The organism is uncultured Plantibacter sp. (genome assembly GCF_963518075.1).
Lineage (GTDB): Bacteria > Actinomycetota > Actinomycetes > Actinomycetales > Microbacteriaceae > Plantibacter > Plantibacter flavus_A.
The window spans coordinates 20,219-44,744 of the sequence record NZ_CAUQHZ010000002.1; the positions used below are offsets into that span (position 1 = coordinate 20,219).

22 protein-coding genes, 2 tRNA genes and 1 riboswitch are annotated in these 24,526 nt (G+C 69.2%); of the genes, 17 read left to right on the forward strand and 7 right to left on the reverse strand.

Features of this window, described 5'->3' with window-relative positions:
- Positions 1–2: 2 nt before the first annotated feature.
- The gene (gene glgX, locus RWN05_RS03840; RefSeq protein ID WP_285039198.1) at positions 3–2,045 is read right to left on the reverse strand and encodes a glycogen debranching protein GlgX; all 2,043 of its coding nucleotides are present in this window, start codon (positions 2,043–2,045) and stop codon (positions 3–5) included.
- A gap of 68 nt (positions 2,046–2,113) precedes the next feature.
- Here glgX and RWN05_RS03845 point away from each other — a divergent pair, with 68 nt between their 5' ends.
- The gene (locus tag RWN05_RS03845) at positions 2,114–3,337 is read left to right on the forward strand and encodes a cysteine desulfurase family protein (RefSeq protein WP_079002283.1); all 1,224 of its coding nucleotides are present in this window, start codon (positions 2,114–2,116) and stop codon (positions 3,335–3,337) included.
- A 60-nt stretch (positions 3,338–3,397) separates the two neighbouring features.
- On the forward strand, positions 3,398–4,516 hold the full coding sequence (gene mnmA, locus RWN05_RS03850; protein WP_314138616.1) for a tRNA 2-thiouridine(34) synthase MnmA: 1,119 nt from the start codon (positions 3,398–3,400) through the stop codon (positions 4,514–4,516).
- Positions 4,517–4,575: 59 nt separating this feature from the next.
- Here the strand turns inward: mnmA and RWN05_RS03855 are convergent, their stop codons facing one another.
- Entirely contained in the window at positions 4,576–6,054 is a 1,479-nt protein-coding gene (locus RWN05_RS03855) for a sugar porter family MFS transporter (RefSeq protein ID WP_064295118.1), read from the reverse strand.
- A 151-nt stretch (positions 6,055–6,205) separates the two neighbouring features.
- Here RWN05_RS03855 and ligA point away from each other — a divergent pair, with 151 nt between their 5' ends.
- A complete protein-coding gene (gene ligA, locus RWN05_RS03860) occupies positions 6,206–8,533 on the forward strand; it encodes an NAD-dependent DNA ligase LigA (RefSeq protein ID WP_314138617.1) in 2,328 nt (775 codons plus the stop codon).
- 2 nt (positions 8,534–8,535) lie between these two features.
- Here the strand turns inward: ligA and RWN05_RS03865 are convergent, their stop codons facing one another.
- Positions 8,536–10,257 (reverse strand): long-chain-fatty-acid--CoA ligase, encoded by a 1,722-nt coding sequence (locus tag RWN05_RS03865; RefSeq protein ID WP_314138618.1) that lies wholly within the window; start codon positions 10,255–10,257, stop codon positions 8,536–8,538.
- 90 nt (positions 10,258–10,347) lie between these two features.
- Between RWN05_RS03865 and gatC the strand changes: the two genes are divergently transcribed.
- From gatC to RWN05_RS03885, 4 genes are all read left to right on the forward strand, one after another.
- Positions 10,348–10,647 (forward strand): Asp-tRNA(Asn)/Glu-tRNA(Gln) amidotransferase subunit GatC, encoded by a 300-nt coding sequence (gene gatC / locus RWN05_RS03870; protein WP_064295120.1) that lies wholly within the window; start codon positions 10,348–10,350, stop codon positions 10,645–10,647.
- Positions 10,644–12,155 carry an Asp-tRNA(Asn)/Glu-tRNA(Gln) amidotransferase subunit GatA gene (gene gatA / locus RWN05_RS03875; protein WP_314138620.1) on the forward strand — a complete coding sequence of 504 codons (1,512 nt, stop codon included), beginning with the start codon at positions 10,644–10,646 and terminating at the stop codon, positions 12,153–12,155. Before gatC ends, gatA begins: the two co-directional genes overlap by 4 nt.
- Before the next feature lie 3 nt (positions 12,156–12,158).
- The gene (gene gatB, locus RWN05_RS03880; RefSeq protein ID WP_064295122.1) at positions 12,159–13,658 is read left to right on the forward strand and encodes an Asp-tRNA(Asn)/Glu-tRNA(Gln) amidotransferase subunit GatB; all 1,500 of its coding nucleotides are present in this window, start codon (positions 12,159–12,161) and stop codon (positions 13,656–13,658) included.
- 115 nt (positions 13,659–13,773) lie between these two features.
- Positions 13,774–14,370 (forward strand): hypothetical protein, encoded by a 597-nt coding sequence (locus RWN05_RS03885; protein WP_064295123.1) that lies wholly within the window; start codon positions 13,774–13,776, stop codon positions 14,368–14,370.
- Here RWN05_RS03885 and RWN05_RS03890 read toward each other — a convergent pair.
- Positions 14,341–15,666, reverse strand: coding sequence for an acyltransferase (locus tag RWN05_RS03890; RefSeq protein ID WP_175116015.1), 1,326 nt, complete (start codon positions 15,664–15,666; stop codon positions 14,341–14,343). The two genes, RWN05_RS03885 and RWN05_RS03890, sit on opposite strands and share 30 nt — an antisense overlap.
- Before the next feature lie 82 nt (positions 15,667–15,748).
- Between RWN05_RS03890 and dinB the strand changes: the two genes are divergently transcribed.
- From dinB to RWN05_RS03920, 6 genes are all read left to right on the forward strand, one after another.
- Positions 15,749–17,047 carry a DNA polymerase IV gene (gene dinB / locus RWN05_RS03895; protein ID WP_314138623.1) on the forward strand — a complete coding sequence of 433 codons (1,299 nt, stop codon included), beginning with the start codon at positions 15,749–15,751 and terminating at the stop codon, positions 17,045–17,047.
- 9 nt (positions 17,048–17,056) lie between these two features.
- Positions 17,057–17,386, forward strand: coding sequence for a hypothetical protein (locus RWN05_RS03900; RefSeq protein ID WP_064295126.1), 330 nt, complete (start codon positions 17,057–17,059; stop codon positions 17,384–17,386).
- Between the two features lie 50 nt (positions 17,387–17,436).
- A riboswitch (TPP riboswitch) is annotated at positions 17,437–17,545 on the forward strand.
- 75 nt (positions 17,546–17,620) lie between these two features.
- A complete protein-coding gene (locus tag RWN05_RS03905; protein WP_314138625.1) occupies positions 17,621–18,211 on the forward strand; it encodes an ECF transporter S component in 591 nt (196 codons plus the stop codon).
- An 86-nt stretch (positions 18,212–18,297) separates the two neighbouring features.
- Positions 18,298–19,695, forward strand: coding sequence for an ATP-binding cassette domain-containing protein (locus RWN05_RS03910; RefSeq protein ID WP_314138626.1), 1,398 nt, complete (start codon positions 18,298–18,300; stop codon positions 19,693–19,695).
- Positions 19,692–20,492: an energy-coupling factor transporter transmembrane component T gene (locus RWN05_RS03915; RefSeq protein WP_314138628.1), complete on the forward strand. Its 801-nt coding sequence runs from the start codon at positions 19,692–19,694 to the stop codon at positions 20,490–20,492. The genes RWN05_RS03910 and RWN05_RS03915 overlap by 4 nt, the downstream gene beginning before the upstream one ends.
- The gene (locus RWN05_RS03920; RefSeq protein ID WP_314138630.1) at positions 20,489–21,067 is read left to right on the forward strand and encodes a hypothetical protein; all 579 of its coding nucleotides are present in this window, start codon (positions 20,489–20,491) and stop codon (positions 21,065–21,067) included. Before RWN05_RS03915 ends, RWN05_RS03920 begins: the two co-directional genes overlap by 4 nt.
- A gap of 164 nt (positions 21,068–21,231) precedes the next feature.
- On the opposite strand, the gene RWN05_RS03925 is transcribed toward RWN05_RS03920, so the two are convergent.
- Both RWN05_RS03925 and RWN05_RS03930 read right to left on the reverse strand, forming a co-directional pair.
- A tRNA-Arg gene (locus RWN05_RS03925) sits at positions 21,232–21,304 on the reverse strand.
- A gap of 30 nt (positions 21,305–21,334) precedes the next feature.
- Complete coding sequence (locus tag RWN05_RS03930; protein ID WP_064295131.1) at positions 21,335–21,559, reverse strand: SCO4848 family membrane protein; 225 nt, start codon at positions 21,557–21,559, stop codon at positions 21,335–21,337.
- A gap of 52 nt (positions 21,560–21,611) precedes the next feature.
- Here RWN05_RS03930 and orn point away from each other — a divergent pair, with 52 nt between their 5' ends.
- From orn to nadE, 4 genes are all read left to right on the forward strand, one after another.
- On the forward strand, positions 21,612–22,232 hold the full coding sequence (gene orn / locus RWN05_RS03935) for an oligoribonuclease (protein WP_064295132.1): 621 nt from the start codon (positions 21,612–21,614) through the stop codon (positions 22,230–22,232).
- Positions 22,233–22,282: 50 nt separating this feature from the next.
- Positions 22,283–22,358 (forward strand) — tRNA-His (locus RWN05_RS03940).
- Between the two features lie 55 nt (positions 22,359–22,413).
- Positions 22,414–22,764: a metallopeptidase family protein gene (locus RWN05_RS03945; protein ID WP_064295133.1), complete on the forward strand. Its 351-nt coding sequence runs from the start codon at positions 22,414–22,416 to the stop codon at positions 22,762–22,764.
- A 91-nt stretch (positions 22,765–22,855) separates the two neighbouring features.
- A complete protein-coding gene (gene nadE, locus RWN05_RS03950; RefSeq protein ID WP_314138633.1) occupies positions 22,856–23,677 on the forward strand; it encodes an ammonia-dependent NAD(+) synthetase in 822 nt (273 codons plus the stop codon).
- A 69-nt stretch (positions 23,678–23,746) separates the two neighbouring features.
- On the opposite strand, the gene RWN05_RS03955 is transcribed toward nadE, so the two are convergent.
- A complete protein-coding gene (locus tag RWN05_RS03955) occupies positions 23,747–24,463 on the reverse strand; it encodes a hypothetical protein (RefSeq protein WP_314138634.1) in 717 nt (238 codons plus the stop codon).
- Positions 24,464–24,526: the final 63 nt, after the last annotated feature.

A 24,526-nucleotide genomic window follows, 5' to 3' on the forward strand; every position in this document is an offset into this window, starting at 1 on the left:
CGTCAGACGGCTCGGAAGAGCTGCATCGACGTGGCCGAGACCGGGACCGTCTGGCCGGGGACGAACTGCTCCTCCTCGGACGTCGGTGCATCGTCCGCGGAGTTCCAGATGCGCACGAACGCGGTCACGCCCTCGTGCTGGGGCAAGGTGACCTCGACCGGCTGCTCGACGCCGTGCACGATGAGCAGCACGCGGTCGAGCTCCTCGGACTCCGGCGTGCTCGTCGAGAAGAACTGCAACGTCCGGTTCCGTGGACTCGTCCAGTCCTCGGTGCTCATGGTCCCGCCCGACGCGTCGAACCAGTCCATGACGCTCGCGCCGGGCACCGTCGTCCCGGCGGCGGCGAAATGCTCCGGTCGGAGGGCGGGGTGTTCTCGGCGCAGTTCGAGGAGCCGACGGCTGTGCGCGAGCAACTGGTCCTGCCAGGGCTCCCTCGTCCACCCGACCCAGGTCAGTTCGGAGTCGTGACAGTAGGCGTTGTTGTTGCCACGCTGACTCCGCCCGAACTCGTCGCCAGCGGTGAGCATCGGGACACCCGCCGACAGCAGGAGCGTGCCGAGCAGGTTCCGCATCGCCTTGCGACGAGCGGCGAGGATCGCGGGGTCGTCCGTGGGGCCCTCGGCACCGTGGTTGAAGGAACGGTTGTTGTCCGTCCCGTCGCGGTTGGACTCGCCGTTCCCGACGTTGTGCTTGACGTCGTACGAGACGAGGTCGGCCAGGGTGAACCCGTCGTGGGCCGTGATGAAGTTGACGGAGGCCAGCGGACCGCGCTCAGCGGAGAAGGTGTTGCTCGATCCGGCCAGACGGGTCGCGAACCCACCGATCCCGACCGGGGCGTCCGCCCGTCTCGCGTAGTCGATGTCGGAGAGCCAGAAGTTGCGGACGCGATCCCGGTACCGGTCGTTCCACTCGTGCCAACCGGCGGGGAAGTTCCCCGTCTGCCAGCCGCCCATCCCGACGTCCCAGGGCTCGGCGATCATCTTCGCGTCGACGAGCGACGGGTCGTGGACGATCGCCTCGAGCAGGGGGTGGTCGGGCGTGAACTCGACCGCCTCGTTCCGACCGAGCGTCGCAGCGAGGTCGAACCGGAAGCCGTCGATCTGCACCTCGTCCGCCCAGTACCGCAACGAGTCGAGCACGAGCCGTTGGGGGACCGGATGGCCGAAGTCCACGGTGTTGCCGCAGCCCGTCACGTCGATGTAGGCGCCGGTGGCGTCCTGACGGTAGTAGGTCGCGTTGTCGATGCCGCGGAAGCTCGTGCGGGGGCCGCCGGGCCCCTCTTCGGCGGTGTGGTTGTAGACGACGTCGAGGATGACCTCAAGGCCGGCCTCGTGCAGCAGCTTCACCATGCCCTTGAACTCGCGGAGGACCTCGTCCGCGCCACCCGCCTGCGCCGTCTTCGTCGCATAGGAGGCGTGTGGACTGAAGAAGTTCAGGGTGTTGTAGCCCCAGTAGTTGACGAGGCCCTGCTTGATGAGACGCTGCTCAGAGGTGAACGCGTGCACCGGAAGCAGTTCGACGCTCGTCACCCCGAGGTCGTGCAGATGCGCAATCATCGCGGGGTGGGCGAGGCCCGCGTACGTGCCCCGCAGCTCCTCCGGCACGTCGGGGTGCAGCTTGCTCAGCCCCTTGACGTGCGCCTCGTACACGACGGTCCGGTCGAGCGGGATACGGGGTTTCTGCACACCGCCCCAGTCGAACGCGTCGTCGACGACGACGGACCGCCACTGCTCTGCCGACACCCGGGCGAGGCCGCGGGCGTAGGGGTCGAGCAGCAGGAGGCTCGGGTCGAAGGCGTTGTTCGGCGAGGACGGCCCGGAGGCGCGGACCGCATAGCGTCGGCCGAGCACCAGCTCCTCGGAACTCCCACTCCAGACACCGTCGTCGTCGCGGGTCATCTCGACCGAGTGGGTGATCCAGTTCAGATCCTTGTCGTCGAAGATCACGAGTTCGAGGGCATCCGCATGCTCGGACCACACACGGAGCTCACCACCGGACGGGCCGAGGCGGACGCCGAGATCGTGGAAGGGGTCACCAGCGTTCATGGGTTCTACAGTAGTGAGTGCGGGAGTGCGCGAAGATCCGCGGACAACGCGGCGAGGGGAGGAGCGGCATGGTGGTGTACCTGGACCACGCCGCGACGACCCCGGTGCGATCCGAGGTGATCGAGGCCTACGCGTCCGCGATGGCGACCGTCGGCAACCCGGCCTCCATCCACGGCCCCGGGCAACAGGCCCGCCGCCTCCTCGAAGAGGCACGTGAGCGGGTCGCGGCGACCCTCGGATGCGACCCCATCGAACTCGTCTTCACCTCCGGCGGCACCGAATCCATCAACCTCGCCCTCAAGGGGCTCTACTGGCACCGCCAGCAGGATCGACGCCGCGCCGCCGTGCTCGCACCCGCGGGGGAGCACCACGCCACGCTCGACACCGTCGAGTGGCTCGAGCGCCACGAGGGTGCATCCCCGCTCTGGATCCCGCTCGACGACCTCGGCCGCGTCTCACTCGACACGGCGGCCGCGCGCTTCGCCGACCACGGCCCCGACATCGCCGTGGCGACGGCGCTCTGGGCGAACAACGAGGTCGGCACCATCCAGCCCGTCGTCCGGCTGGCGGCGCTCGCCGCAGCGTCCGAGGTGCCGTTCCACCTGGACGCGGTTTCGGCCTACGGACACCTCCCCATCGACCTCGCCGACCTTCGCGCCGCATCCGGATCCGTCGGTGCCGGTGGTCTCGTCGCGCTCAGCGTCTCCGCGCACAAGATCGGTGGTCCCGTGGGGATCGGAGCCCTGGTCGTGAGTCGCGCAGCCGTGGTCGAGCCCTTGCAGCACGGTGGCGGACAGCAACGCGGACTCCGCTCCGGCACGCAGGACGTCGCGGCAGCCGTCGGATTCGCCGTCGCCGCAGAGCTCATGGCGCTCGAGCGGACCGCGGAACAGGAGCGTCTCAGCGCCTTGCGCGACCGACTCGTGGCCGGCGTGCGGGCGACCGTTCCGGAGGCCGAGCTGACGGGTGATCCCAGCGAACGACTCGCGTCGAACGCGAACTTCGTGTTCCCCGGCGCACAGGGGGACTCGATGCTCTTCCTGCTCGACCTCGCGGGGGTGGCGGTCTCGACGGGTTCCGCATGCCAGGCCGGCGTCCCGGAACCGTCGCATGTCCTGCTCGCGATGGGACGCCCGGAGACCGAGGCCCGATCGGTCCTCCGGATCACGCTGGGCCGGACGACGACCGAGGGCGACGTGGACGACTTCCTCCAGGCACTGCCGCGCGCGTACGCGCAGGCGAGTCGGGCCGGTTCCGCCGACCGCGACACGGCACTGGGCGCTCGTCCCTGAGCAGCCCTCCCGTCGCTGCTTGCGGGTGGCCGTCCGGCGGCTGGCGCGTAGACTTGCACGGTGAAAGTTCTGGCAGCGATGAGTGGCGGAGTCGACTCCGCCGTGGCAGCGGCACGCGCCGTCGACGCGGGCCATGAGGTGGTCGGTGTCCACCTGGCGCTCAGCCGGATGCCGGGCACGCTCCGGACCGGCAGTCGCGGGTGCTGCACCATCGAGGACTCGATGGACGCCCAGCGTGCGGCGAACCTGATCGGCATCCCGTACTACGTGTGGGACTTCTCGGAGCGCTTCAAGCTCGACGTGGTCGACGACTTCATCGCCGAGTACCGCGCCGGCCGGACCCCGAACCCGTGTATGCGATGCAACGAGAAGATCAAGTTCGCCGCGTTGCTCGAGAAGGCGCTCGATCTCGGGTTCGACGCGGTCGTGACCGGCCACTACGCCACGATCGTCACGAGCCCCGACGGTGTTCGAGAACTGCACCGGGCGAGTGCCTGGGCGAAGGACCAGTCGTACGTCCTGGGCGTGCTCACCGCCGAACAGCTCGCGCACTCGATGTTCCCGCTCGGAGCGACGCCGTCGAAGGCCGAGGTCCGTGCCGAGGCCGCTGAGCGCGGCTTCACGGTGGCGAACAAGCCCGACAGCCACGACATCTGCTTCATCCCCGACGGCGACACGAAGGGCTGGCTGGGGGAGCGGGTCGGTACCGAGACCGGCCAGGTCCTCGACCGCGACGGAGCCGTCGTCGGTTCGCACGAGGGTGCCCACGCGTTCACCGTCGGCCAGCGCAAGGGCCTGCACCTCGGCGTGCCGGCGCCGGACGGACGTCCGCGCTTCGTCCTCGAGGTGCGTCCGAAGGACAACACGGTCGTCGTCGGGCCGAAGGAGGCGCTCGCCATCGGCGAGATCGCCGGCTCGCGCTTCACCTGGGCTGGGAGGGCTCCGGAGGTCGGTGCCGAACCGATCCCGTGCGACGTCCAGATCCGTGCGCACGCGGACCCGGTCCCCGCCGAGCTGACGCTCGTCGGTGGCGAACTCGTCGTCCACCCGGAGACACCGCTCGACGGCGTCGCTCCCGGACAGACCGCCGTGCTGTACAGCGGGACGCGCGTCCTCGGTCAGTTCACGATCGACCGCACCGTCAGCGCGGTACCCGTCGGAGCCGCCGCCTCCGCCTGACGACCCCGGAACGACGGAACGCCCGACGAGCCAGGCTCGTCGGGCGTTCCGCGTCAGTCTCAGGATCGGGACGGTGCGCCCGCCTTGGACTTCTTGGGCTTCTTGACGAAGAGGGTCTCCGCCTCCTCGAGCGTCAGGCCGTTGGTCTCAGGAATCTTCGCGAGGACGAAGACGAACGAGAGGAGCGCGAACAGCGCGTACATGCCGTAGGTCACCGGCAGGGAGAACGCGGCGAGGGCCGGGAAACTGACCGTGATGAGGAAGTTCGCGATCCACTGCGCCATCGCCGCGACACCGAGTGCCTTCGCGCGCAGGCGGTTCGGGAAGATCTCGCCGAGGAGCACCCAGACGAGCGGTCCCCACGACGCGCCGAACGCGACCACGAACACGTTGGCGGCCACGAGGGCGATCGTTCCCCACGGCTGGGGCAACGACACCTCACCAGCGCTGTCGGTCACCGACTGTGTGAACGCGATCGCCATCGCACCGAGCGAGACCGTCATGCCGATGGAGCCCGCGAGGAGGATCGGCCGTCGACCGATGCGGTCCACGAGCAGGATGGCGACGATGGTGACCGCGACGTTCGTCACCGAGGTGATGACCGAGATGAGGAGCGAATCGGACTCCTGGAACCCGACGGCCTTCCACAGCGTCGTCGAGTAGTAGAAGATCACGTTGATGCCGACGAACTGCTGGAAGATCGACAGGATGATGCCGATCCAGACGATCGGTAGGAGCCCGAAGCGTCCGCCCCAGAGGGTCGCCTTCTTCTGCTGCTCATCGTCCTTCACCGCCTGCTCGGCGAGCTTGACGGCGCGATCCACCTCTTCCTGCGGCCAGACGGTCGCGAAGATCCGACGGGCCTCGTCGGACTTACCCTTGCGGACGAGGAACCGGGGCGACTCGGGGAGCCGCATCGCGAGCACGCCGTAGACCACGGCCGGGAGCGCGCAGGCGATGAACATCCAGCGCCAGGCCTCGACGCCGAACCACAGCGGGTTCGACGCGCCGCCGGCGGCGCCCGCCAGGACGGAGTCTGACAGGAGCGCGGCGAAGATGCCGAGGGTGATGGCGAGCTGCTGCAGCGAGGCGAGACGGCCGCGGATGGCGCTCGGCGCGATCTCGGCGATGTACGCCGGAGCCACGACCGAGGCGATGCCGATACCGAGCCCGCCGACGATGCGCCAGATGACGAGGTCCCAGGGGGAGAAGGCGAAGCCGGCTCCGAAGGAGGAGACGAAGAACAGGCCTGCACCGAGCAGCATCGTGAAGATGCGACCGCGGCTGTCGGCGATCCGGCCCGCGAGGTAGGCGCCGAGCGCGCAACCGAGCAGCGCTGACGCGACCGCGAAGCCGATGAGCGCCTCACTGAGCGCGAAGTGGTCCTGCATCGCGTCGACCGCGCCGTTCACCACGGATGAGTCGAATCCGAAGAGGAAGCCACCGACCGCGGCCGAGACGGAGATGCCGATGACGCGCGCGGTCAGCTGCTTGCTGGTAGGAGCCGCCCCCGTTCCCGGACTGCTGGACTGGGACATGGTTCCTCCGATTCCGCGCGCATGGTTCCTGCGGCACTGCGACACCCTACTCCTCGATGAGACCCGCCCTGACCCCGTTGCGCACATCCGGGAGGACGTGCCGGGTGTCAAGCGCCCGCCGGTGTCGGACGCCGCTCGTAGACTGGACGCCGTGGCGAACAGCACCGGACAGACCCTCCAGCAGGCATCGACCGAGGCCGAGGAACTCACCTCGCGCATCCTCGAGCTCCGCGACGCGTACTACGAGCGAGACGAGTCGCTCGCCTCCGACGAAGAGTACGACGCGATGCTCCGGCGGCTCGAGGAGCTCGAGCGTCTGTTCCCCGAGCTGCAGAGCCAGGACAGCCCCACCCAGACCGTCGGCGGGCGCGCCGAGACCACGCTGTTCGCCCCGGTCACGCACCTCGAGCGCATGCTCAGCCTCGACAACGTCTTCTCGATCGAGGAGTTCCTCGCCTGGGCCGCCAAGGTCGAGCGCGACGCCGGAGGGTCCGTCCAGTACCTCTGCGAACTGAAGATCGACGGCCTCGCCATCAACCTCCGGTACGAGCGCGGCCGCCTCGTGAGCGCGGCCACGCGAGGCGACGGCGTCGTCGGCGAGGACGTTACGGAGAACGTGCGGTACATCCGTTCCATCCCCGAGCGACTGACCTCGTCCGACCCCGAGGTCGAGTTCCCGGAGGTCGTCGAGGTCCGGGGCGAGATCTTCTTCCCGGTCGAGGCCTTCCGCGAACTGAACGCCAACCAGGCGGCGGCCGGTGAACGGGTCTTCGCCAACCCGCGCAACGCGGCGAGCGGTTCCCTGCGCCAGAAGGCGGAGAGCAAGAACCCGGCCCAGCTCGCACTCATGCACGACCGGCTCGGCCGCCTGCAGATGCTCGTCCACGGCATCGGTGCGTGGGAACAGCCACCAGTCGCTCGGCAGTCACAGGTCTACGAGTTGCTGCACAGCTGGGGGCTCCCGACCTCCTCGCACTACCGGGTCCACGACGAGGCGACCGGTGCGGCGGAGTTCATCGAGTACTTCGGCGCCCACCGCGACAGCGTCGAGCACGAGATCGACGGCGTCGTCGTGAAGGTCGACGATCTCGCGCTCCACGGCGAGCTCGGCGCGACGAGTCGTGCTCCGCGATGGGCCATCGCCTACAAGTACCCGCCCGAGCAGGTGAACACGAAGCTGCTCGACATCGTCGTGAGCGTCGGGCGCACCGGTCGCGCCACCCCGTTCGCCGTCATGGAGAAGGTGCTCGTCGCCGGCAGCGAGGTGCGTCAGGCGACCCTGCACAACCAGGACGTCGTGAAGGCGAAGGGGGTGCTCATCGGTGACACCGTCGTCCTCCGGAAGGCCGGCGACGTCATCCCCGAGGTCCTCGGCCCGGTGGTCGAGCTCCGCGACGGTTCGGAGCGCGAGTTCGTCATGCCCGAGCACTGCCCCGAGTGCGGTACCACCCTCGCCCCCGCGAAGGAGGGCGACATCGACCTGCGCTGCCCGAACGCGCGGAGCTGCCCGGCGCAGGTGCGCGGACGCGTCGAGCACATCGGCTCCCGTGGCGCGCTCGACGTCGAGGCGCTCGGCGAGGTGGCGGCAGCGGCGCTCACCCAGCCGGTGGAGCCCGCGGAACCACCGCTGACGACCGAGGCCGGACTCTTCTCGCTCACGATGGCCGACATCTTCCCGGTCACGGTGATCGTCCGCGACAACGAGACCGGCCTGCCCAAGCTCAACGAGGACGGATCCGAGAAGCGCGTCACGCCCTTCCGTCGTCGACGCGCCAAGAAGGACGGCGTGCACGATCCGGCCGCGGCAGAGTTCGACGGCGACGAGTCCTCGGTGCCGTCCAAGAACGCGATCGAACTCCTCGCCAACCTCGACGGCGCGAAGACCCGCCCGCTCGCACGGTTGCTCGTGGCACTCAACATCCGCCACGTCGGCCCGGTCGCCGCCCGGTCACTCGCGGAGTACTTCGGTTCGCTCGATGCCATCCGTGCGGCCACCCGCGACGAGCTCGCGGAGGTCGACGGCGTGGGCGGGATCATCGCCGATGCGCTCATCGCCTGGTTCGAGGTCGACTGGCATCGCGAGATCGTCGAGGAGTGGACTGCGGCGGGCGTGCAGTGGGCGACTCCGGGACACCCGGGGCCGGGCGCCGCTGTCGCGGCCGGCGGGGTGCTGTCGGGTGTCACCGTCGTCGCCACCGGTTCGCTCGAGGGCTTCACCCGGGAGGGTGCGCTGGAAGCGATCGTGCAGGCGGGAGGGAAGGCTGCCTCGAGCGTCTCGAAGAAGACCGACTTCGTCGCCGCCGGCCCGGGTGCCGGGTCGAAGCTCGCCAAGGCCGAAGCGCTCGGTCTGCGGATCATCGACGCCGAGCAGTTCGCCCTGCTCGTCTCCGAGGGTCCGGCGGCGCTCGGCGAGTCGGACGTTCCGGCCGAGGACGAGGCCGAGGGCGCAGCGTCCGCCGACGAGGCGCCGACGGACTGAGCTCAGTCCTGGCCGGCCTGCAGCAGCTCGTCGCGGACCTGGCGCCGCAGCACCTTGCCGATGAGCGACTTGGGGAGTTCGTCGACGACGACGACCCGCTTCGGCACCTTGTACGGGGTGAGGATCTCCCGCGCCCAGGCTCTGAGCGCGTCCGCATCCACGGTGGCACCGGGAGCCGCGACGACGGCCGCGACGACCTGCTCGCCGGAGTGGGGATCGGGGAGACCGACGACGGCGGCGTCGGCGACCGACGCGTGTCCGCGGAGCACCTGCTCGACCTCGCTCGGCGACACGTTGAACCCGCCGGTGATGATGAGCTCCTTGATCCGGTCGACGACGGTCATGAACCCCTCCTCGTCGATGGACACGATGTCGCCGGTGCGGAACCAGCCGCCTGGGAGCAGGACGGCGGCGGTCTCCTCGGGCTTGTTGTAGTAGCCGCGGAAGACCTGCGGACCGCGGACGAGCAGCTCGCCCGCCTCGCCGGCCGGACGGTCGGTCTCCGGGTCGTCGGGGTCCACGACGCGCACCTCGGTGCTCGGGAGCGGGAGGCCGATGGTCCCGGGCTTCCGTGCGGTCGAGACCGGGTTCGCGGAGATGACCGGTGAGCACTCGGAGAGCCCGTAGCCCTCGACGAGGAAGCCGCCGGACGCGGCTTCGAACGGGACGACGAGGTCGTGCGGCAGCGGCATCGCGCCCGAGATGGCGATCTCGGTGCCCTGCAGCGACACGCCCTGCTCGGTCGCCGCGGTCAGGAGTCGGTCGGCGATGGGCGGGACGGCGGGCAGGAAGGTCGGCGGTCGCTTCTTCATGACCTTGAGGACGAGCGCCGGGTCGAACTTCGGGAAGAGGACGAGGCGCGAGCCCATGCTCATGGCGAAGGTCAGGCAGAGCGTCAGGCCGTAGGCGTGGAACATCGGGAGCACCGCGTAGACGACGGCCTCCCCGCGCTTCACCGTGGGCACCCAGGCTCGGGACTGCGCCGCGTTCGCGAGCAGGTTGCCGTGGGTGAGTGCGGCCCCCTTGGGCGAGCCGGTCGTGCCGCTCGTGTACTGGATGAGCGCGAGGGCGTCGGTCGCGGGCTTCGGGTGGCTCGCCGGCAGCGGCGCCGAGGTCAGGAGCTGCTCCCACCGCACCGTGCCCGAAACCGGTGCGGTGAGCTGGGCCCGTGAGGCTCTCGCCTTCGGGATGGGCAGACGGAGAGCGGCGCGCATGTGGAGCGGCATCGCCCGGGTCACGTCGATCGTCACGAGCGAGTGCACCGCCAGGTCGGCCGGGAAGTCCTGCAGGTGCTCGGCGACCTTGTCCCAGACGATCGCGAACGTCGCGCGGTGGTCCTCGAACTGGTGGCGGAGCTCTTGGGGGGTGTAGAGCGGGTTGTGCTCGATGACGACGGCGCCCAGCCTGAGGACGGCGTAGAACGCGACGATGTGCTGCGGGCAGTTCGGGAGCATGAGGGCGACGGGGTCGCCCGCCCGGACACCGAGTGCGCGCAGACCCGCGGCGGCACGTGCGATCAGCGCCTCGAGCTCCGTGTAGGTGGTGGTGGACCCGAAGAACTCCAGCGCGACCGCGTCCGGGTAGCTCGCCGCCGAGGCCTCGACGAGATCGCCGAGGCTGCCGGTCTGCTCGGGGATGTCGTCCGGCACGTCGACGGCGTAGCTCGCGAGCCACGGACGCTCGTGCGGGGGACGGGGACGGCTGCTCGAGTCGTTCTGGGTCACCGTTCCACTGTAGGGGCGGAGCCCGACGGACGACCACGTCCCTGGCGAATAGACTGGAGCGACCGCCACCGCTACACGTACGGGAGACGCATGTCGGAAATCACTACCGAGCAGGTCGCGCATCTCGCGAACCTCGCTCGAATCGCCCTGAGCCAGGACGAGATCGCCCACCTCACGACGGAGCTCGACTCCATCGTGGACAACATCCAGAAGGTGCAGCAGGTGGCCACGCCTGACGTCCCGGCGACGAGCCACCCGATCCCGCTCGAGAACGTGTACCGCGACGACGTCGTCGGCAACACGCTCACGCGCGAACAGGCGCTGCAGAACGCGCCGGAATCGGCCGACGGCCGCTTCAAGGTCTCGGCGATCCTGGGGGAGGAGCAGTGAGCGGGTTGATCGGTCTCACGGCAGCGGAGCTGTCGAGCAAGCTCCGCGCGGGCGAGGTCTCCAGCGTCGAAGCCACCCAGGCCCACCTCGACCGCATCGCGCAGGTCGACGGCGACGTCCACGCCTTCCTCCACGTGTCGGACCACGCGCTCGACGTCGCCGCCGACGTCGACGCACGCCGTGCCGCGGGTGAGGACCTCGGCGAGCTGGCGGGCGTCCCGCTCGCCATCAAGGACGTCCTGGTGACGACGGACATGCCGTCCACCTCGGGGAGCAAGATCCTCGAGGGGTACCTGTCGCCCTTCGACGCGACCGTCGTCGCGCGGTCACGTGCCGCCGGTCTCGTGCCGCTCGGCAAGACGAACATGGACGAGTTCGCCATGGGCTCGAGCACGGAGCACTCGGCCTACGGCCCGACCCACAACCCGTGGGACCTCGACCGCATCCCCGGCGGTTCCGGCGGTGGGTCCGCTGCCGCGGTCGCCGCGTTCGAGGCGCCCATCGCCCTCGGCAGCGACACCGGTGGTTCCATCCGCCAGCCGGCGCACGTGACCGGCACGGTCGGCGTGAAGCCCACCTACGGCGCGGTCAGCCGCTACGGGGCGATCGCACTCGCCTCCTCGCTCGACCAGGTCGGACCGGTCAGCCGCACGGTCCTCGACTCGGGCCTCCTCCACGACGTCATCGCCGGGCACGACGCCCTCGACTCCACCTCGCTCCGCGACGCCTGGCCCTCGATGGCTGCTGCGGCCCGTGAGGGCGCGCGCGGCGACGTGCTGCGCGGTCTGCGGGTCGGCGTCGTCACCGAGCTCAACGGTGAAGGCTTCCAGGCCGGTGTGAAGAGCCGCTTCCAGGAGGCGCTCGCGGTCCTCGAGGCGAACGGTGCCGAGATCGTCGAGGTCTCCGCTCCGAACTTCGAGTACGCCGTCGCCGCCTACTACCTCATCCTGCCGGCCGAAGCGTCGAGCAACCTCGCGAAGTTCGACTCGGTGCGCTTCGGGATGCGGGTCACGCCCGAGGGTGGCGGCACGGTCGAGCAGGTCATGTCCGCGACGCGCGAGGTCGGTTTCGGTCCCGAGGTGAAGCGACGGATCATCCTCGGCACCTACGCGCTCAGCGCGGGCTACTACGACGCCTACTACGGTAGCGCCCAGAAGGTCCGGACGCTCATCCAGCGCGACTTCGCGGCGGCGTTCGACCAGGTCGACGTCCTCGTGAGCCCGAGCGCCCCGACGACGGCGTTCAAGCTGGGCGAGCGCATCGACGACCCGCTGGCGATGTATCTGAACGACGTCACCACCATCCCGGCGAACCTCGCCGGTGTGCCCGGCATCAGCGTGCCGATCGGTCTCGCGCCCGAAGACGGTCTGCCCGTCGGCATCCAGTTCATGGCGCCAGCACGGGAGGACGCCAGGCTCTACCGGGTCGGCGCCGCCCTCGAGGCGCTCCTCGAATCGACGTGGGGGCACACCCTCATCTCGCAGGCACCCGCTCTCGGAGGTCGGTAACCCATGGCCAAGGACAAGCTCCTCTCCTACGAAGAAGCCCTCGAACTGTACGAGCCGGTGCTCGGCTTCGAGGTGCACGTCGAGCTGAACACCAAGACGAAGATGTTCTCTTCGGCACCGAACGGCTTCGGCGACGCTCCGAACACGAACATCTCGCCGGTCTGCCTCGGTCTGCCCGGATCGCTCCCGGTCGTGAACGAGCAGGCGGTGCGGTACTCGATCAGCCTCGGGCTCGCCCTCGGCTGCTCGATCGCACCCTCGAGCCGGTTCGCGCGGAAGAACTACTTCTACCCCGACCTCGCGAAGAACTACCAGATCTCGCAGTTCGACGAGCCGATCGCCTTCGAGGGCTCGGTCGACGTCGAGCTGGCCGACGGCACCATCGTGACGGTGCCGATCGAGCGCGCGCACATGGAGGAGGACGCCGGCAAGCTCACGCACATCGGCGGTTCCACCGGCCGTATCCAGGGTGCCGAGTACTCGCTCGTCGACTACAACCGCGCCGGTGTGCCGCTCGTCGAGATCGTCACGAAGCCGATCTACGGCACCGAGCACCGGGCGCCCGAGATCGCGAAGGCCTACGTCTCCGCGATCCGCGACATCGTCGTGGCGCTCGGCATCTCCGACGCGAAGATGGAGCGCGGGAACCTCCGCTGCGACGCCAACATCTCGCTGCGCCCGCGCGGCCAGGAGAAGCTCGGCACGCGCACGGAGACGAAGAACGTCAACTCCCTGCGTTCCGTCGAGCGCGCCGTCCGCTACGAGATCCAGCGGCAGGCTGCGATCCTCAAGGACGGCGGATCCATCGTTCAGGAGACGCGGCACTGGCACGAGGACACCGGGGCCACGTCCGCCGGCCGGCCGAAGAGCGACGCCGACGACTACCGGTACTTCCCGGAGCCCGACCTGCTCCCGGTCGTGCCGTCGCCCGAACTCATCGAGGAACTCCGAGCGGCCCTGCCCGAGCAGCCGGCGGTCCGCCGCCGTCGGCTGAAGAGCGAGTGGGGCTTCACCGACCTGGAGTTCCAGGACGTCGTGAACGGTGGTCTGCTGAACGAGATCACGGCCACCGTCGAGGCCGGCGCCGCTCCGGCCGCCGCACGGAAGTGGTGGACGGGTGAGATCTCGCGGATCGCGAACCAGCGCGACGTCGAGGCGACGAGCCTCGTGTCGCCCGAGCACGTCGCGGCACTCGCTGCGCTCGTCGAGGACGGAACGCTCAACGACAAGCTCGCGCGCCAGGTGCTCGAGGGCGTCATCGATGGGGAGGGCACTCCTCAGGAGGTCATCGACGCTCGCGGTCTCGCGCTCGTGTCCGACGACGGTCCGCTGATCGCCGCCATCGACGAGGCACTGGCCGCTCAGCCTGACGTCCTCGCCAAGATCCGCGACGGCAAGGTCCAGGCGGCCGGCGCGGTCATCGGCGCCGTGATGAAGGCGATGCGCGGACAGGCCGATGCGGCACGTGTGCGCGAACTCGTCCTGGAACGCGCCTCGCAGTAGCGGTCACTGCTGCACCATCGGGCCCGTGCCAGCGTCGACGACGGCGGCACGGGCCCGATGTCGTCGGCGAGGGGAAGCCCTGGTGCCGACTGCTGGCCCGGCATACACTTCCGCCATGCTGGTCGAAGGCACCATGCGGTGGCAGGTCACGGAAGACGCTCCGATGGCCCTCATGCTGGCGCTCGCGTTCCGCGACATGGCAGGGCTCGGGGAGCGATGCGTCGCGCAGCTTCCCGCCGTCACGCCGGGGCTGGAGCGGATCGACGTCGCCGGCCTCGACCTCGACGCGCTCGCGGTCCAATTCGACGGCTGGTGGACCGGGATCGCTCGTCGCGACACGCGCCTCTTCATGGCCGAGGTCCGTCCACCACACTTCGAGGTGTTCGATCGAGCCCTCGACCTGCAGGAGCTCGCCTACCGGGCGTACGACGAGGCGCACCGATGGGCGTCGGCTCGTATCCGTGAGTACGAACGCGCGCTCGCAGGTCGATCGCCGAGCCGTCTCACCGACGTCTACGAACTCATCCGCGAGCGTCAGTTCGAGTTGCGTCGGCAATCCAGCTCGTTCCGGTTGGACCTCGAGGTGCTCCCGATCTGCCGACCGGGGGCCTGGGTGGTCGCGCCCGACACGATCGTGGTCAGTGAGTCGCTCCGGGACGACCGGGAGGCCTTTCGCGAATGGCTACGGCCGCTGGTCCACGGCCTGGTCTGATCCGCTCGCGACGCGCTCGACCGGCCGACGGGTCGGGTTCAGGAGCACGACCGCGATGATCGAGCCGACAGCGCCGGCAGCCGCCATCGCGGCGGTGAGCGGGTGGGAGATCTCCGCGAAGGGCATGATGAAGGCGCTCGCGAGCGCGATCCACACGGCGACGTGCGTCGGCTTGCGCTCCGGGTCGAGGCGCAGCTTGCGGGGGTGCTCGACGCGGCCGAGGAGTGTGCCGACGCCCGCGAGCAGGACCGCGACGACCAGCAGCACGACCGGTCGGGTCCACCACCATGCCGCGCTCAGCGGTTCCGCGAAGGGGATGCCGAGGGCGAGCTGGAGACCGGCGACCGCGATGATCAGGGGGAGATGCCAGAGGTACACCGTCATCAGCCGGGACCCGATGAGGAAGACGACGGCTCGCGCGGCGCGGGTCCGCATGATCGCCGTGAGCAGCGGGTGCACCAGGGCGAGCAGGGCGAGCTGCCCGACGCCGAGGACGACGAGGGGGAGGGTCGGTGGGTTGAGGTTGCCGAGCATGCTGGTCGAGTACGGCAGCCAGGTCGTGATCGGCACGAGCGCACCGTAGGAGACGAGCACCACGGCCACGAGGACGAGGCGAGGGACGGTGCGGAGACGACCATCGGCCAGGAAGAACCCGAACTGCTGCAGCAGCGGCCAGACGAACACCAGGTTGACGAGACCGATGCCCAGGAGGCCGGTCGAGTACCGGACGACGTCGACGAGGATCACACCGGCCAGCAGTGCCGCGCAGGTCAGGACGGGGTGGCGGTCGTGCCAGGTGGCCAGAAAGGGCGCGACCGCCTGGCACAGCAGGTAGGCGGCCAGGAACCAGAGCGGGGATCCGACGCCTGCGGCGACTGCCTCGATGATGGCGGGGTCGACACCGAGCGCCCCGGCGAGCCACAGTCCGACGGCGAGGAAGAGTAGGACCGGGATCGTCGGCAGGGCGAGTCGGAAGACCCGGGACCGGAGGAAGTCGCTGGTCCCGCCACCACGTCGGACGGTGCTGCGCCAGCCGGTGATCGTCGCGAAGCCGCCCACGATGAAGAACAGCGGCATGATCTGGCCGAACCAGGTGCCCGTGTCGAACCACGGCTGCTGCTCGAGCGCCCGGGAGATGCCGATCGCGCCGTCCGGCTCGATCGCCACGGCGACCATCAGGAGGTGGACGACGACCACCGTGACGACGCAGGCGACGCGCACGAGGTCGAGGGCGAGGTCACGCCCGGAGAGGTCTGGGACCGCCGGGGCCGACCCGGTCCGCGTTCGCGTGCTCATCGCCGGACAGCCTAGCGTCGCCGGGCGCTCCCGCCTCGGCCCTTGTGGAGAGCGTGTCGGAGGCGACTGCGACAATGGAGGTATGAGTCGGCAGGATGGAGCGTCTCGTCGCGTCTCGGCGCACGATGCCGACGACAGCGCTACCCCCATCCTCCATGTCGACATGGACGCGTTCTTCGTCTCGGTCGAGCTCTTGGAACGGCCCGAGCTGCGCGGTCTGCCGATCATCGTGGGCAACAACGAGGGGCGGTCGGTCGTCACCTCCGCCAGTTACGAGGCTCGCCGGTACGGCGTGCGCGCGGCGATGCCGGTGTCCCAGGCGATGCGGCTCTGTCCGAGCGCCGTCGTGCTGCCGCCCCACCACGGCAGGTACCGCGAGTACTCCGATCGGGTGATGGAGGTGTTCGAGTCGGTCACGCCGCTCGTCGAGCCCCTGAGCATCGACGAGGCCTTCCTCGACGTCTCCGGCGCGGTCCGGTTGCTCGGGAGCCCGCGGACGATCGCCGCGCTCGTGAAGCAACGGGTCCTCGACGCGACCGGCCTGCCGTGCTCGGTGGGCCTGGCGGCGACGAAGTACGTCGCGAAGCTCGCCTCCGGCCTGTCCAAGCCCGACGGTCTGCTGGTCGTGCCGGCCGACGAGACCCTGGCGTTCCTCCACCCGTTGCCGGTCGGTGCACTGTGGGGCGTCGGTGGTCGGACGGAGGAGCAGCTGACGAACCGGGGCATCCGGACCATCGGTCAGCTCGCCTCCACCCCGCTGTCGATGCTCCAGCGCGCGGTCGGTGAAGCCTCCGGTCGCCGACTCCTCGAGCTCGCGAACGGGATCGATCCGCGCGGCATCGAGCTGGCACGTCGCGAGAAGAGCGTCAGCCACGAGGTGACCTTCCCGACCGACGTCTCCGACCCGACCATCCTCAAGCGCGAACTGCTGAACCTCGCCGGCCTCGTCGCGATCCGACTCCGGAAGGGCGGCTACGCCGGCCGGACGATCAGCATCCGCGTGCGCTATGCGGACTTCAGCGTCGTCACCCGGTCGCGCACCATCGGCGAGGCCACGAACGTGGGCCGGCGGGTGTACGACGAAGCGGCCTCGCTGTTCGACGACCTCGATCGCGGCGGACGCCTCGTGCGCCTCGTGGGGGTGAAGGTCGACCAGCTCGTCCCGGCCGATGAGGCCGGTACCGGGCTCTGGGACCCGGACGAGGAGTGGCGTGAAGCCGAGCAGACGATCGACCGGGTCGCAAGCCGGTTCGGCGATCTCGCGATCGCCCCCGCCTCCCTCCTCGGGAAGCCGAGGCGTCGCGGACTCGGCAGTCGCGGAGACTCGCAGGGTGCTGCGAGCACGGATCAACCCCTTGGACCGGGAGATGCCGAGCGATAGCCTCGCCGTATGACGAATCTCGTGGAGAAGCTGGCAGAACAGGCGAAGGGGCTCGGCGTGACCGCGGCCTATGGGGAGCAGCAGGACATCGACGGGACGAAGCTCGTGCCCGTCGCGCTGACGTACTACGGCTTCGGCGGCGGCTCCGAGGGCGACGGCGACGACGCCCCGAGCGGCGGTGGCGGCGGTGGCGTCTCCATCCCCGTCGGTGCCTACATCAAGACCGACGAGGGTCTCCGTTTCGACCCGAACCTCATCTCGCTGATCGCCGTCGCGATCCCGTTCATCTGGGTGAGCGGCAAGGCGCTCGCCGGCCTCATCAAGGCCCTCAAGAAGTAGCCCCCTCCGTCCAACCCCTGTCGTGCGGCTCCGCACGGCAGGGGTTAGACTCGTGCCACCACGGGAGTCCGGTGAACCGGGCTGAGAGGAAGGTATTCGCCTTCGACCGTCGAACCTGATCTGGATCATGCCAGCGCAGGGAGACCATTTCTCGCTATCCCGTGCTCTTTTCCGTCTACAGGAAGGGCACGTATCGTGTCAGCATCGACCAAGATCTCACCCTCTGAACGCGCTGTGTCGCTCACCTTGCGCTGGAGGGTCGTCGACATCGTCGTGGTCGCCGTACTCGGCGTCGCGACCGGCCTCATCTTCTGGGCGTGGAACACGCTCGGATCACTCTGGTACGCGGGTGCCAGCGCCGTCACGCCCGGTTTCGGCGGGATCGCCGTCGGGATATGGCTCCTCGGCGGGGTGCTCGGCGGACTCATCATCCGGAAGCCCGGCGCTGCCCTCCTCGTCGAGACCATCGGGGCGATCGTCTCCGCCCTCATCGGCAACGCATGGGGCATCACGACTGTGTACTCCGGGCTCGCTCAGGGCCTCGGTGCCGAGCTGGTGTTCGCGGCGTTCGCGTACAAGCGCTTCGGCCTCGTTCCGGCGATCCTCGCCGGGGCCGGTGCCGGGGCCGGCGCGTGGCTCCTCGAACTCGTCATGTCGGGCAACCTCGAGAAGGGTGTCGAGTTCAACGCGATCTACCTCGGTTCGCTGCTCGTCTCGGGCGCGATCCTCGCCGGTGTCGTCGGCTGGGCACTCGTCAGGGCACTCGCGTCGACCGGAGCGCTCAGTCGGTTCGCGTCGGGGCGGGACGCTCGGCGCGAGGTCTGACCGTGCCGGGAGCGGCTGCGACCGGTCCGGCGCGCGTCGTCGCGCGGGACTGGGGGTGGCGGCATGCCGGTCGGAAGGCCTGGGCGGTGAGCGACCTCGACCTCGTGATCGAACCGGGCGAGCGGGTCCTCCTGCTGGGGGCATCCGGTGCCGGCAAGTCGACGCTGATTCACGCACTGGCCGGCGTGCTCGGCGGAGCGGACGAGGGGGAGTCCCACGGCTCGCTCCTCGTGGACGGCGTTCCGCCTGAACGAGCGAGGGGTCGCATCGGGCTCGTGCTGCAGGATCCCGACTCGCAGGTGATCCTGTCCAAGGTCGGCGACGACGTCGCCTTCGGCTGCGAGAACCTCGGCATCGAGCGCGAGGAGATCTGGCGCCGCGTCGACGCCTCGCTGGAGGCCGTCGGACTGGACCTGCCGCTGGACCACTCGACCTCGGCGCTGTCCGGCGGTCAGAAACAGCGGCTGGCCCTCGCCGGCGTACTCGCCATGCAGCCCTCGCTCCTCCTGCTCGACGAACCGACCGCGAACCTCGACCCGGCCGGGGTGGCCGAGGTGCGGGACGCCGTCGCTCGGCTGGTCGATGACGGTTCGTCCACTTTGGTCGTCATCGAACACCGCGTCGACGTCTGGCGCGAGCTGATGACCAGGGTCGTCGTGCTCGACGCCGACGGCGGTGTCCTCGCCGACGGGCCACCCGACCTCGTCCTCGACGACGTCGGGCGGCGCCTGGCCGATGCGGGCGTCTGGGTGCCGGGCATCCCGCTGGGGTTGGCCCCTCGTCCGGTGTCCGGCCCGTCAGCGGCGGTCATCACGACCGACGACCTGGCGATCGGTCGAACGCGGAAGCAGCCGGTACAGGAGCACCTGGGGCTCGCGGTGCCCGAAGGCGCGGGGACCGTCATCGTCGGCCCCAACGGCGCGGGGAAGTCCACGCTCGCGCTCACGCTGGCGGGACTGCTGCCGGAGATCACGGGGACGGTGACCGCCGCTCCGCAGCTCGCCGGCAGGCTGGGATCCCGGCCGATCCGCTGGAAGTCGACCGAGTTGCTCACGCGCATCGGGACGGTCTTCCAGGATCCCGAGCACCAGTTCGTCTCATCGACCGTGCGGAACGAGCTCGGTGTCGGCCTGCAGGCCCTCCGCTGGTCCCGGACCGCCATCGACGAGCGGGTCTCCGAGATCCTCGATGCGCTCGGTCTCGGTCGTCTCGCCGAGGCGAACCCGTTCAGTCTCTCGGGGGGGCAGAAGCGCCGGTTGTCGGTGGCCACCGTCCTCGCCGCCCGGCCGGCGGTCATGGTCCTCGACGAACCGACGTTCGGGCAGGATCGACGCACGTGGTTGTCACTCGTCCGCCTGCTGCAGCACGAGCTCGAACGCGGCGCGACGATCGTCTCCGTCACGCATGACGCGGGGGTCGTCGAGCATCTGGGCGACCATCGCATCCTCCTCGAACCGCCGGAGCTCCGGAGGCGGGCCGCATGACGAGCCTCACGGCAGCGGAGCGCTCGACGGTGCTGCACCATCGACCGCCGCTCGACCGGGTGAATCCGGTGACGAAGGTGCTGGCCGTCCTGATCCTGTCCATCCCGTTGCTGCTGACGATCGACTGGGTGAGTGCGAGCACGGCGGTGCTGCTCGAAGTGATGCTGTTCCCGCTCTCCGGCCTGCGGTTCACCGCGTTGCTGAAGCGGGCCCTGCCGGTGCTCGTCTTCGCGCCCATCGGCGGGATCAGCATGCTGTTGTACGCGAAGCCGGGAGGGACGGAGTACCTGTCGCTCGGGTTCGTCCGCGTGACGGACAACTCGATCGAGCTGGCGGTCGCCGTGACGATCCGCGTGTTGGCGCTCGGTCTCCCGACGATCCTGCTCTTCGCGCGGGTGGACCCGACCGATCTGGCCGACGGCCTGTCCCAGATCGCGAAGCTGCCGTCGAGGTTCGTGCTCGGGATCCTCGCTGGAGCGCGGATGCTCGGACTCTTCATCGACGACTGGCGCAGTCTCGCGCTCGCCCGTCGTGCCCGTGGCTTGGGGGACCGGGGAGTGGTCCGCCGGTTCGCGTCCATGGCGTTCGTGCTGCTCGTGTTCGCCATCCGCCGCGGGAGCAAACTCGCGACGGCGATGGAGGCGCGGGGGTTCGGGGCGCCGATCGAACGCACCTGGGCGAGACCGTCCCGCCTGGGCCGGGCCGATCTCGTGGCCGTCCTGGTGACGGTCGTGATCATGGCCCTCGCGCTGTCCACGGCGGTCCTCGCCGGTACGTTCCGGGTCGTGGGTCAGTGAGCGCGGTCCCGCCGGTCCTGCTCGTCGACGGTCGCTCGGGCACGGGGAAGACGACGCTCGCCTCTTCGGTGGCGTCCGCGTTGACCGACAGCACGGTCATCCACATGGACGACCTGTATCCGGGGTGGGAAGGGCTCGAGGAAGGTGCTCGACTCCTCGTCGAGTGGATCGTCAGACCGTTCGCCGAGCGGCGCGCGGGGGAGTGGCGGCGCTGGGACTGGGAACGGTCCGCCCGTGCGGAGGTGCACCTCGTGCCGAGCGACCGTCCACTCATCGTCGAGGGCTGCGGCTCGTCGTCGCGGGCGTCGCGAATACTCGCCGACACGGCGCTGTGGCTCGACGCGCCGGTGGTCCAGCGCACCGACCGCCTCATCGGGCGCGGTGACGGTGTGGACTGGCTCGCGGGGTGGACCCTCCAGGAGGACGCGTTCATCGAGCGGGAGCGGCCCGACCTCGATGCCGGGCTCCGCATCGAGGCGACCGGCGCGGCGGACCAGGTCTCCGCACTCGTCCTCGACGCCCTCGCTCACGACGGTCGTGGACGTTGGAATCCTTGGTTGCGCGAGCAACCATGAGCTTCCGGGTATTCGGTCCCTGAGCTTGTCGAAGGGTGTGCCCCCGGCAGGATTCGAACCTGCGACCAAGAGATGAGAAGGGTCCGCGATGTCGTGTGAGGTGCCCCCGGCAGGATTCGAACCTGCGACCAAGAGATGAGAAGGGTCCGCGATGTCGTGTGAGGTGCCCCCGGCAGGATTCGAACCTGCGACCAAGAGATTAGAAGGCTCCTGCTCTATCCCCTGAGCTACGGAGGCGGGCGTCGTCCAGGATACCGCAGCGGTGTCTCAGGCGCCGACGCCGAGGAGGCCGAGGACACCGAAGACGAGCGACAGGGCTGCGAGGACGAGGGCGATGCTGATGAGGATGACGTGCACGCGCAGGAACGTCGTCGCACGTCCCTGATCATCGCGGGCACGCGGGTCGGCGACGATCCGCTTGAGGAAGCGGGGCCAGACGACGACGTTGTAGACACCGTTGACGAGCAGCAGGACGGAGATGGCGATGATCACCGCTCGAGTCTACGGAACCGGCGGCGTCGGTCGTGCTGAGTAGACTCGACCCATGAGCACAGCTGGGGACCGTCTGGTCTGGATCGACTGCGAGATGACCGGACTCGAGCTGGAGGTCGACGAACTCGTCGAGATCGCCGTCGTGATCACCGACTTCGAACTGAACATCCTCGACCCGGGTTACTCCGTCGTGATCAAGCCCGATCAGTCGGCACTCGACAACATGGGTGAGTTCGTGACGAACATGCACCGCACCTCGGGGCTGCTCGAGGAGATCCCGAACGGCGTGAGCGTCGCGGACGCGGAGTTCCAGGTCATCGAGTACATCCAGCGCTTCGTCCCCGACGAGTCGAAGGCTCCGCTGGCAGGGAACACCATCGGGACCGACCGAGGGTTCCTCGCGCGCTACATGCCACGACTCGACGCCCACCTGCACTACCGCAACGTCGACGTCTCCTCGATCAAGGAACTCGCCCGTCGGTGGTACCCGCGTGTCTACTTCAACGCCCCGTCGAAGCACGGCGGTCACCGCGCGCTGGCGGACATCCTCGAGTCGATCCGTGAGCTCGCCTACTACCGCGGAGCGTTGTTCGTCGACCTCCCCGGCCCGTCCTCCGACGACGCGAAGCAGGTTTCGGAAGCGGTCGTGTCACGGTACGCCCCAAACATGTAATAGACTCATCCAGTCGCTTGTGACGCGGTCTCCGCGGAGCAGGTCGCATGGTGGGTATAGCTCAGTTGGCAGAGCGCCTGGTTGTGGTCCAGGAGGTCGCGGGTTCAAGCCCCGTTACTCACCCCATGTCGTACAGAAGCCGGAGGATCCCTCCGGCTTCTGTCGTATCCGGGGAGCGGGCATGTTGGAGCTGGACACCGAGGCGTTCGAAGCCCTCGTGGTGGACGAACTCGACCGCTTACCCGACGAGATGGTCGACGGTCTCGACAACGTCGTCTTCGTCGTCGAGGATCGCCCTGAGAACGGCACGCTCGACACGCTCGGGTTGTACGACGGTGTCGCCTTGACGGAGCGTGACCGCTACGGTTTCGGCGAGATGCCCGACCGGATCATCGTCTACCGCGAGCCGCATCTGGCGGCATGCGAGACGCTCGACGAGCTCGCCGACGAGATCCACACCACCCTGGTCCACGAGATCGCGCACTTCTACGGGATCGACGACGAGCGGCTGCACGAGCTCGGCTGGGCCTGAGATCCGCCTCGCCCACCGAGTCGTGTTTCCGGTGTGTTGCAAGTGCCTCGGAGTTCCGGGTGCGCCTCCGGCGATCGAGTAGCCTGGGGACATGCGCGAGATCCAGGCCCGCATCATTGCGGAACTCCATGTCAGCCCCACGATCGACCCAGCGGCCGAGGTCCGTTCCCGGATCCACTTCCTGAAGTCGTACCTGCGGGCGACACACACGAAAGGGTTCGTTCTCGGCATCAGCGGGGGGCAGGATTCCTCGCTCGCCGGGCGCCTGTGCCAGCTGGCGGCGGAAGAGGTCCGAGCCGAGGGTGGCGAGGCCCGGTTCGTCGCCGTCCGTCTGCCGTACGCCGTGCAGCATGACGAGGATGACGCCCAGTTGGCGCTGTCGTTCATCCGCCCGGACGACTCCGTCGTGTTCAACATCCAGCGCGCGGTCGACGGGTTCGAAGCCGAGTACGCGGATGCGACCGGTGAACCCCTCAGTGACTTCGTCAAGGGCAACGCGAAGGCCCGGGCACGGATGGTCGCCCAGTATGCGATCGCCGGTCAGCAGGGCCTCCTGGTCGTCGGGACGGACCACGCGGCCGAGGCGGTCACCGGCTTCTTCACGAAGTTCGGCGACGGCGGAGCCGACGTGCTCCCGCTCAGCGGTCTGACGAAGCGTCAGGGGCGAGCCCTCCTGGAGTCGCTCGACGCTCCGGAACGGCTCTACCTGAAGGCACCGACCGCCGATCTCCTCGACGGCACTCCCGGCCAGACCGATGAGGAGAACCTCGGACTCAGCTACCAGCAGATCGACGACTTCCTCGAGGGGAGCGAGATCGATCCGGTGGCCGCCGAAGCGATCGAGGCCCGATATGCGGCGACGGAGCACAAGCGCCAGGTCCCGGTCAGCAAGTTCGACACCTGGTGGCGCTGACCACGAACCCCTGACATGCAGACGACGGCCCGATCGGATGATCGGACCGCCGTCTGTCAGTCGCGGTGGTCAGCTGACGCTGGACTGCTTGCGTTCGGCTTCCAGGACCGCGACGTCGTCGATGATGCGCTGCGTCGTACTCGTGTTGATCGTGCCGCCCGTCGAGCGGGTGATGTCGCCGGGCCGTGAAGCCGGTGCGGTGGACGCGGGCTTCACACCGGCGTGCTGCTCGTGGTGCTGCTTGGCCACCCAGGACTCCTGCTCCGCGACCAGCGCCTGTTCTGATCCGGAGGACTCGGCGCGCCAGCGACGGAGGTCGCCGTCGAAGTCCTTCCGGGCCCGTGCAGGCTTCTTCGACCACTCGACGAGGCGGTCGCGGAAGTCCTCGACCACCGGATCCAACTCGTACCCGAACGTCGCGGAGTTGCGCTTCATCTCGTGGAGCTGATGGTTCGCCCAGTCCGCTGCGACCGCCGCGCCCTTGATCGGGCTGAGCCGCACGAGCGTGTCGGCCTGGGCGACGGCCCGATCGCTGAGCACCTGCTCCTGCGGGGTGAGCGAGTTCCAGACGCTGGCCTCGGTGGCGGCATCGACGAGCGCCAGGATCGCGACGTTCTTCTGCTCTCGATCGCGTTGGTCCACGATGGCTCGCAGCGCACGACGGCTTGCGCCGGCGGCGACGAGCGAGGACACCACGACGGCCACGATGAAGAGGGCCGCAGCGAACAGCATGGGGCGGACCTCAGCTGAGGTCACCCACTCTACGAAGTCATTCCACCACTGCATGGGCCGCAGACTACCCCTCGTTCGGGCGTGAACACGGGCGACGCACCGGGTTCGACGGGAACG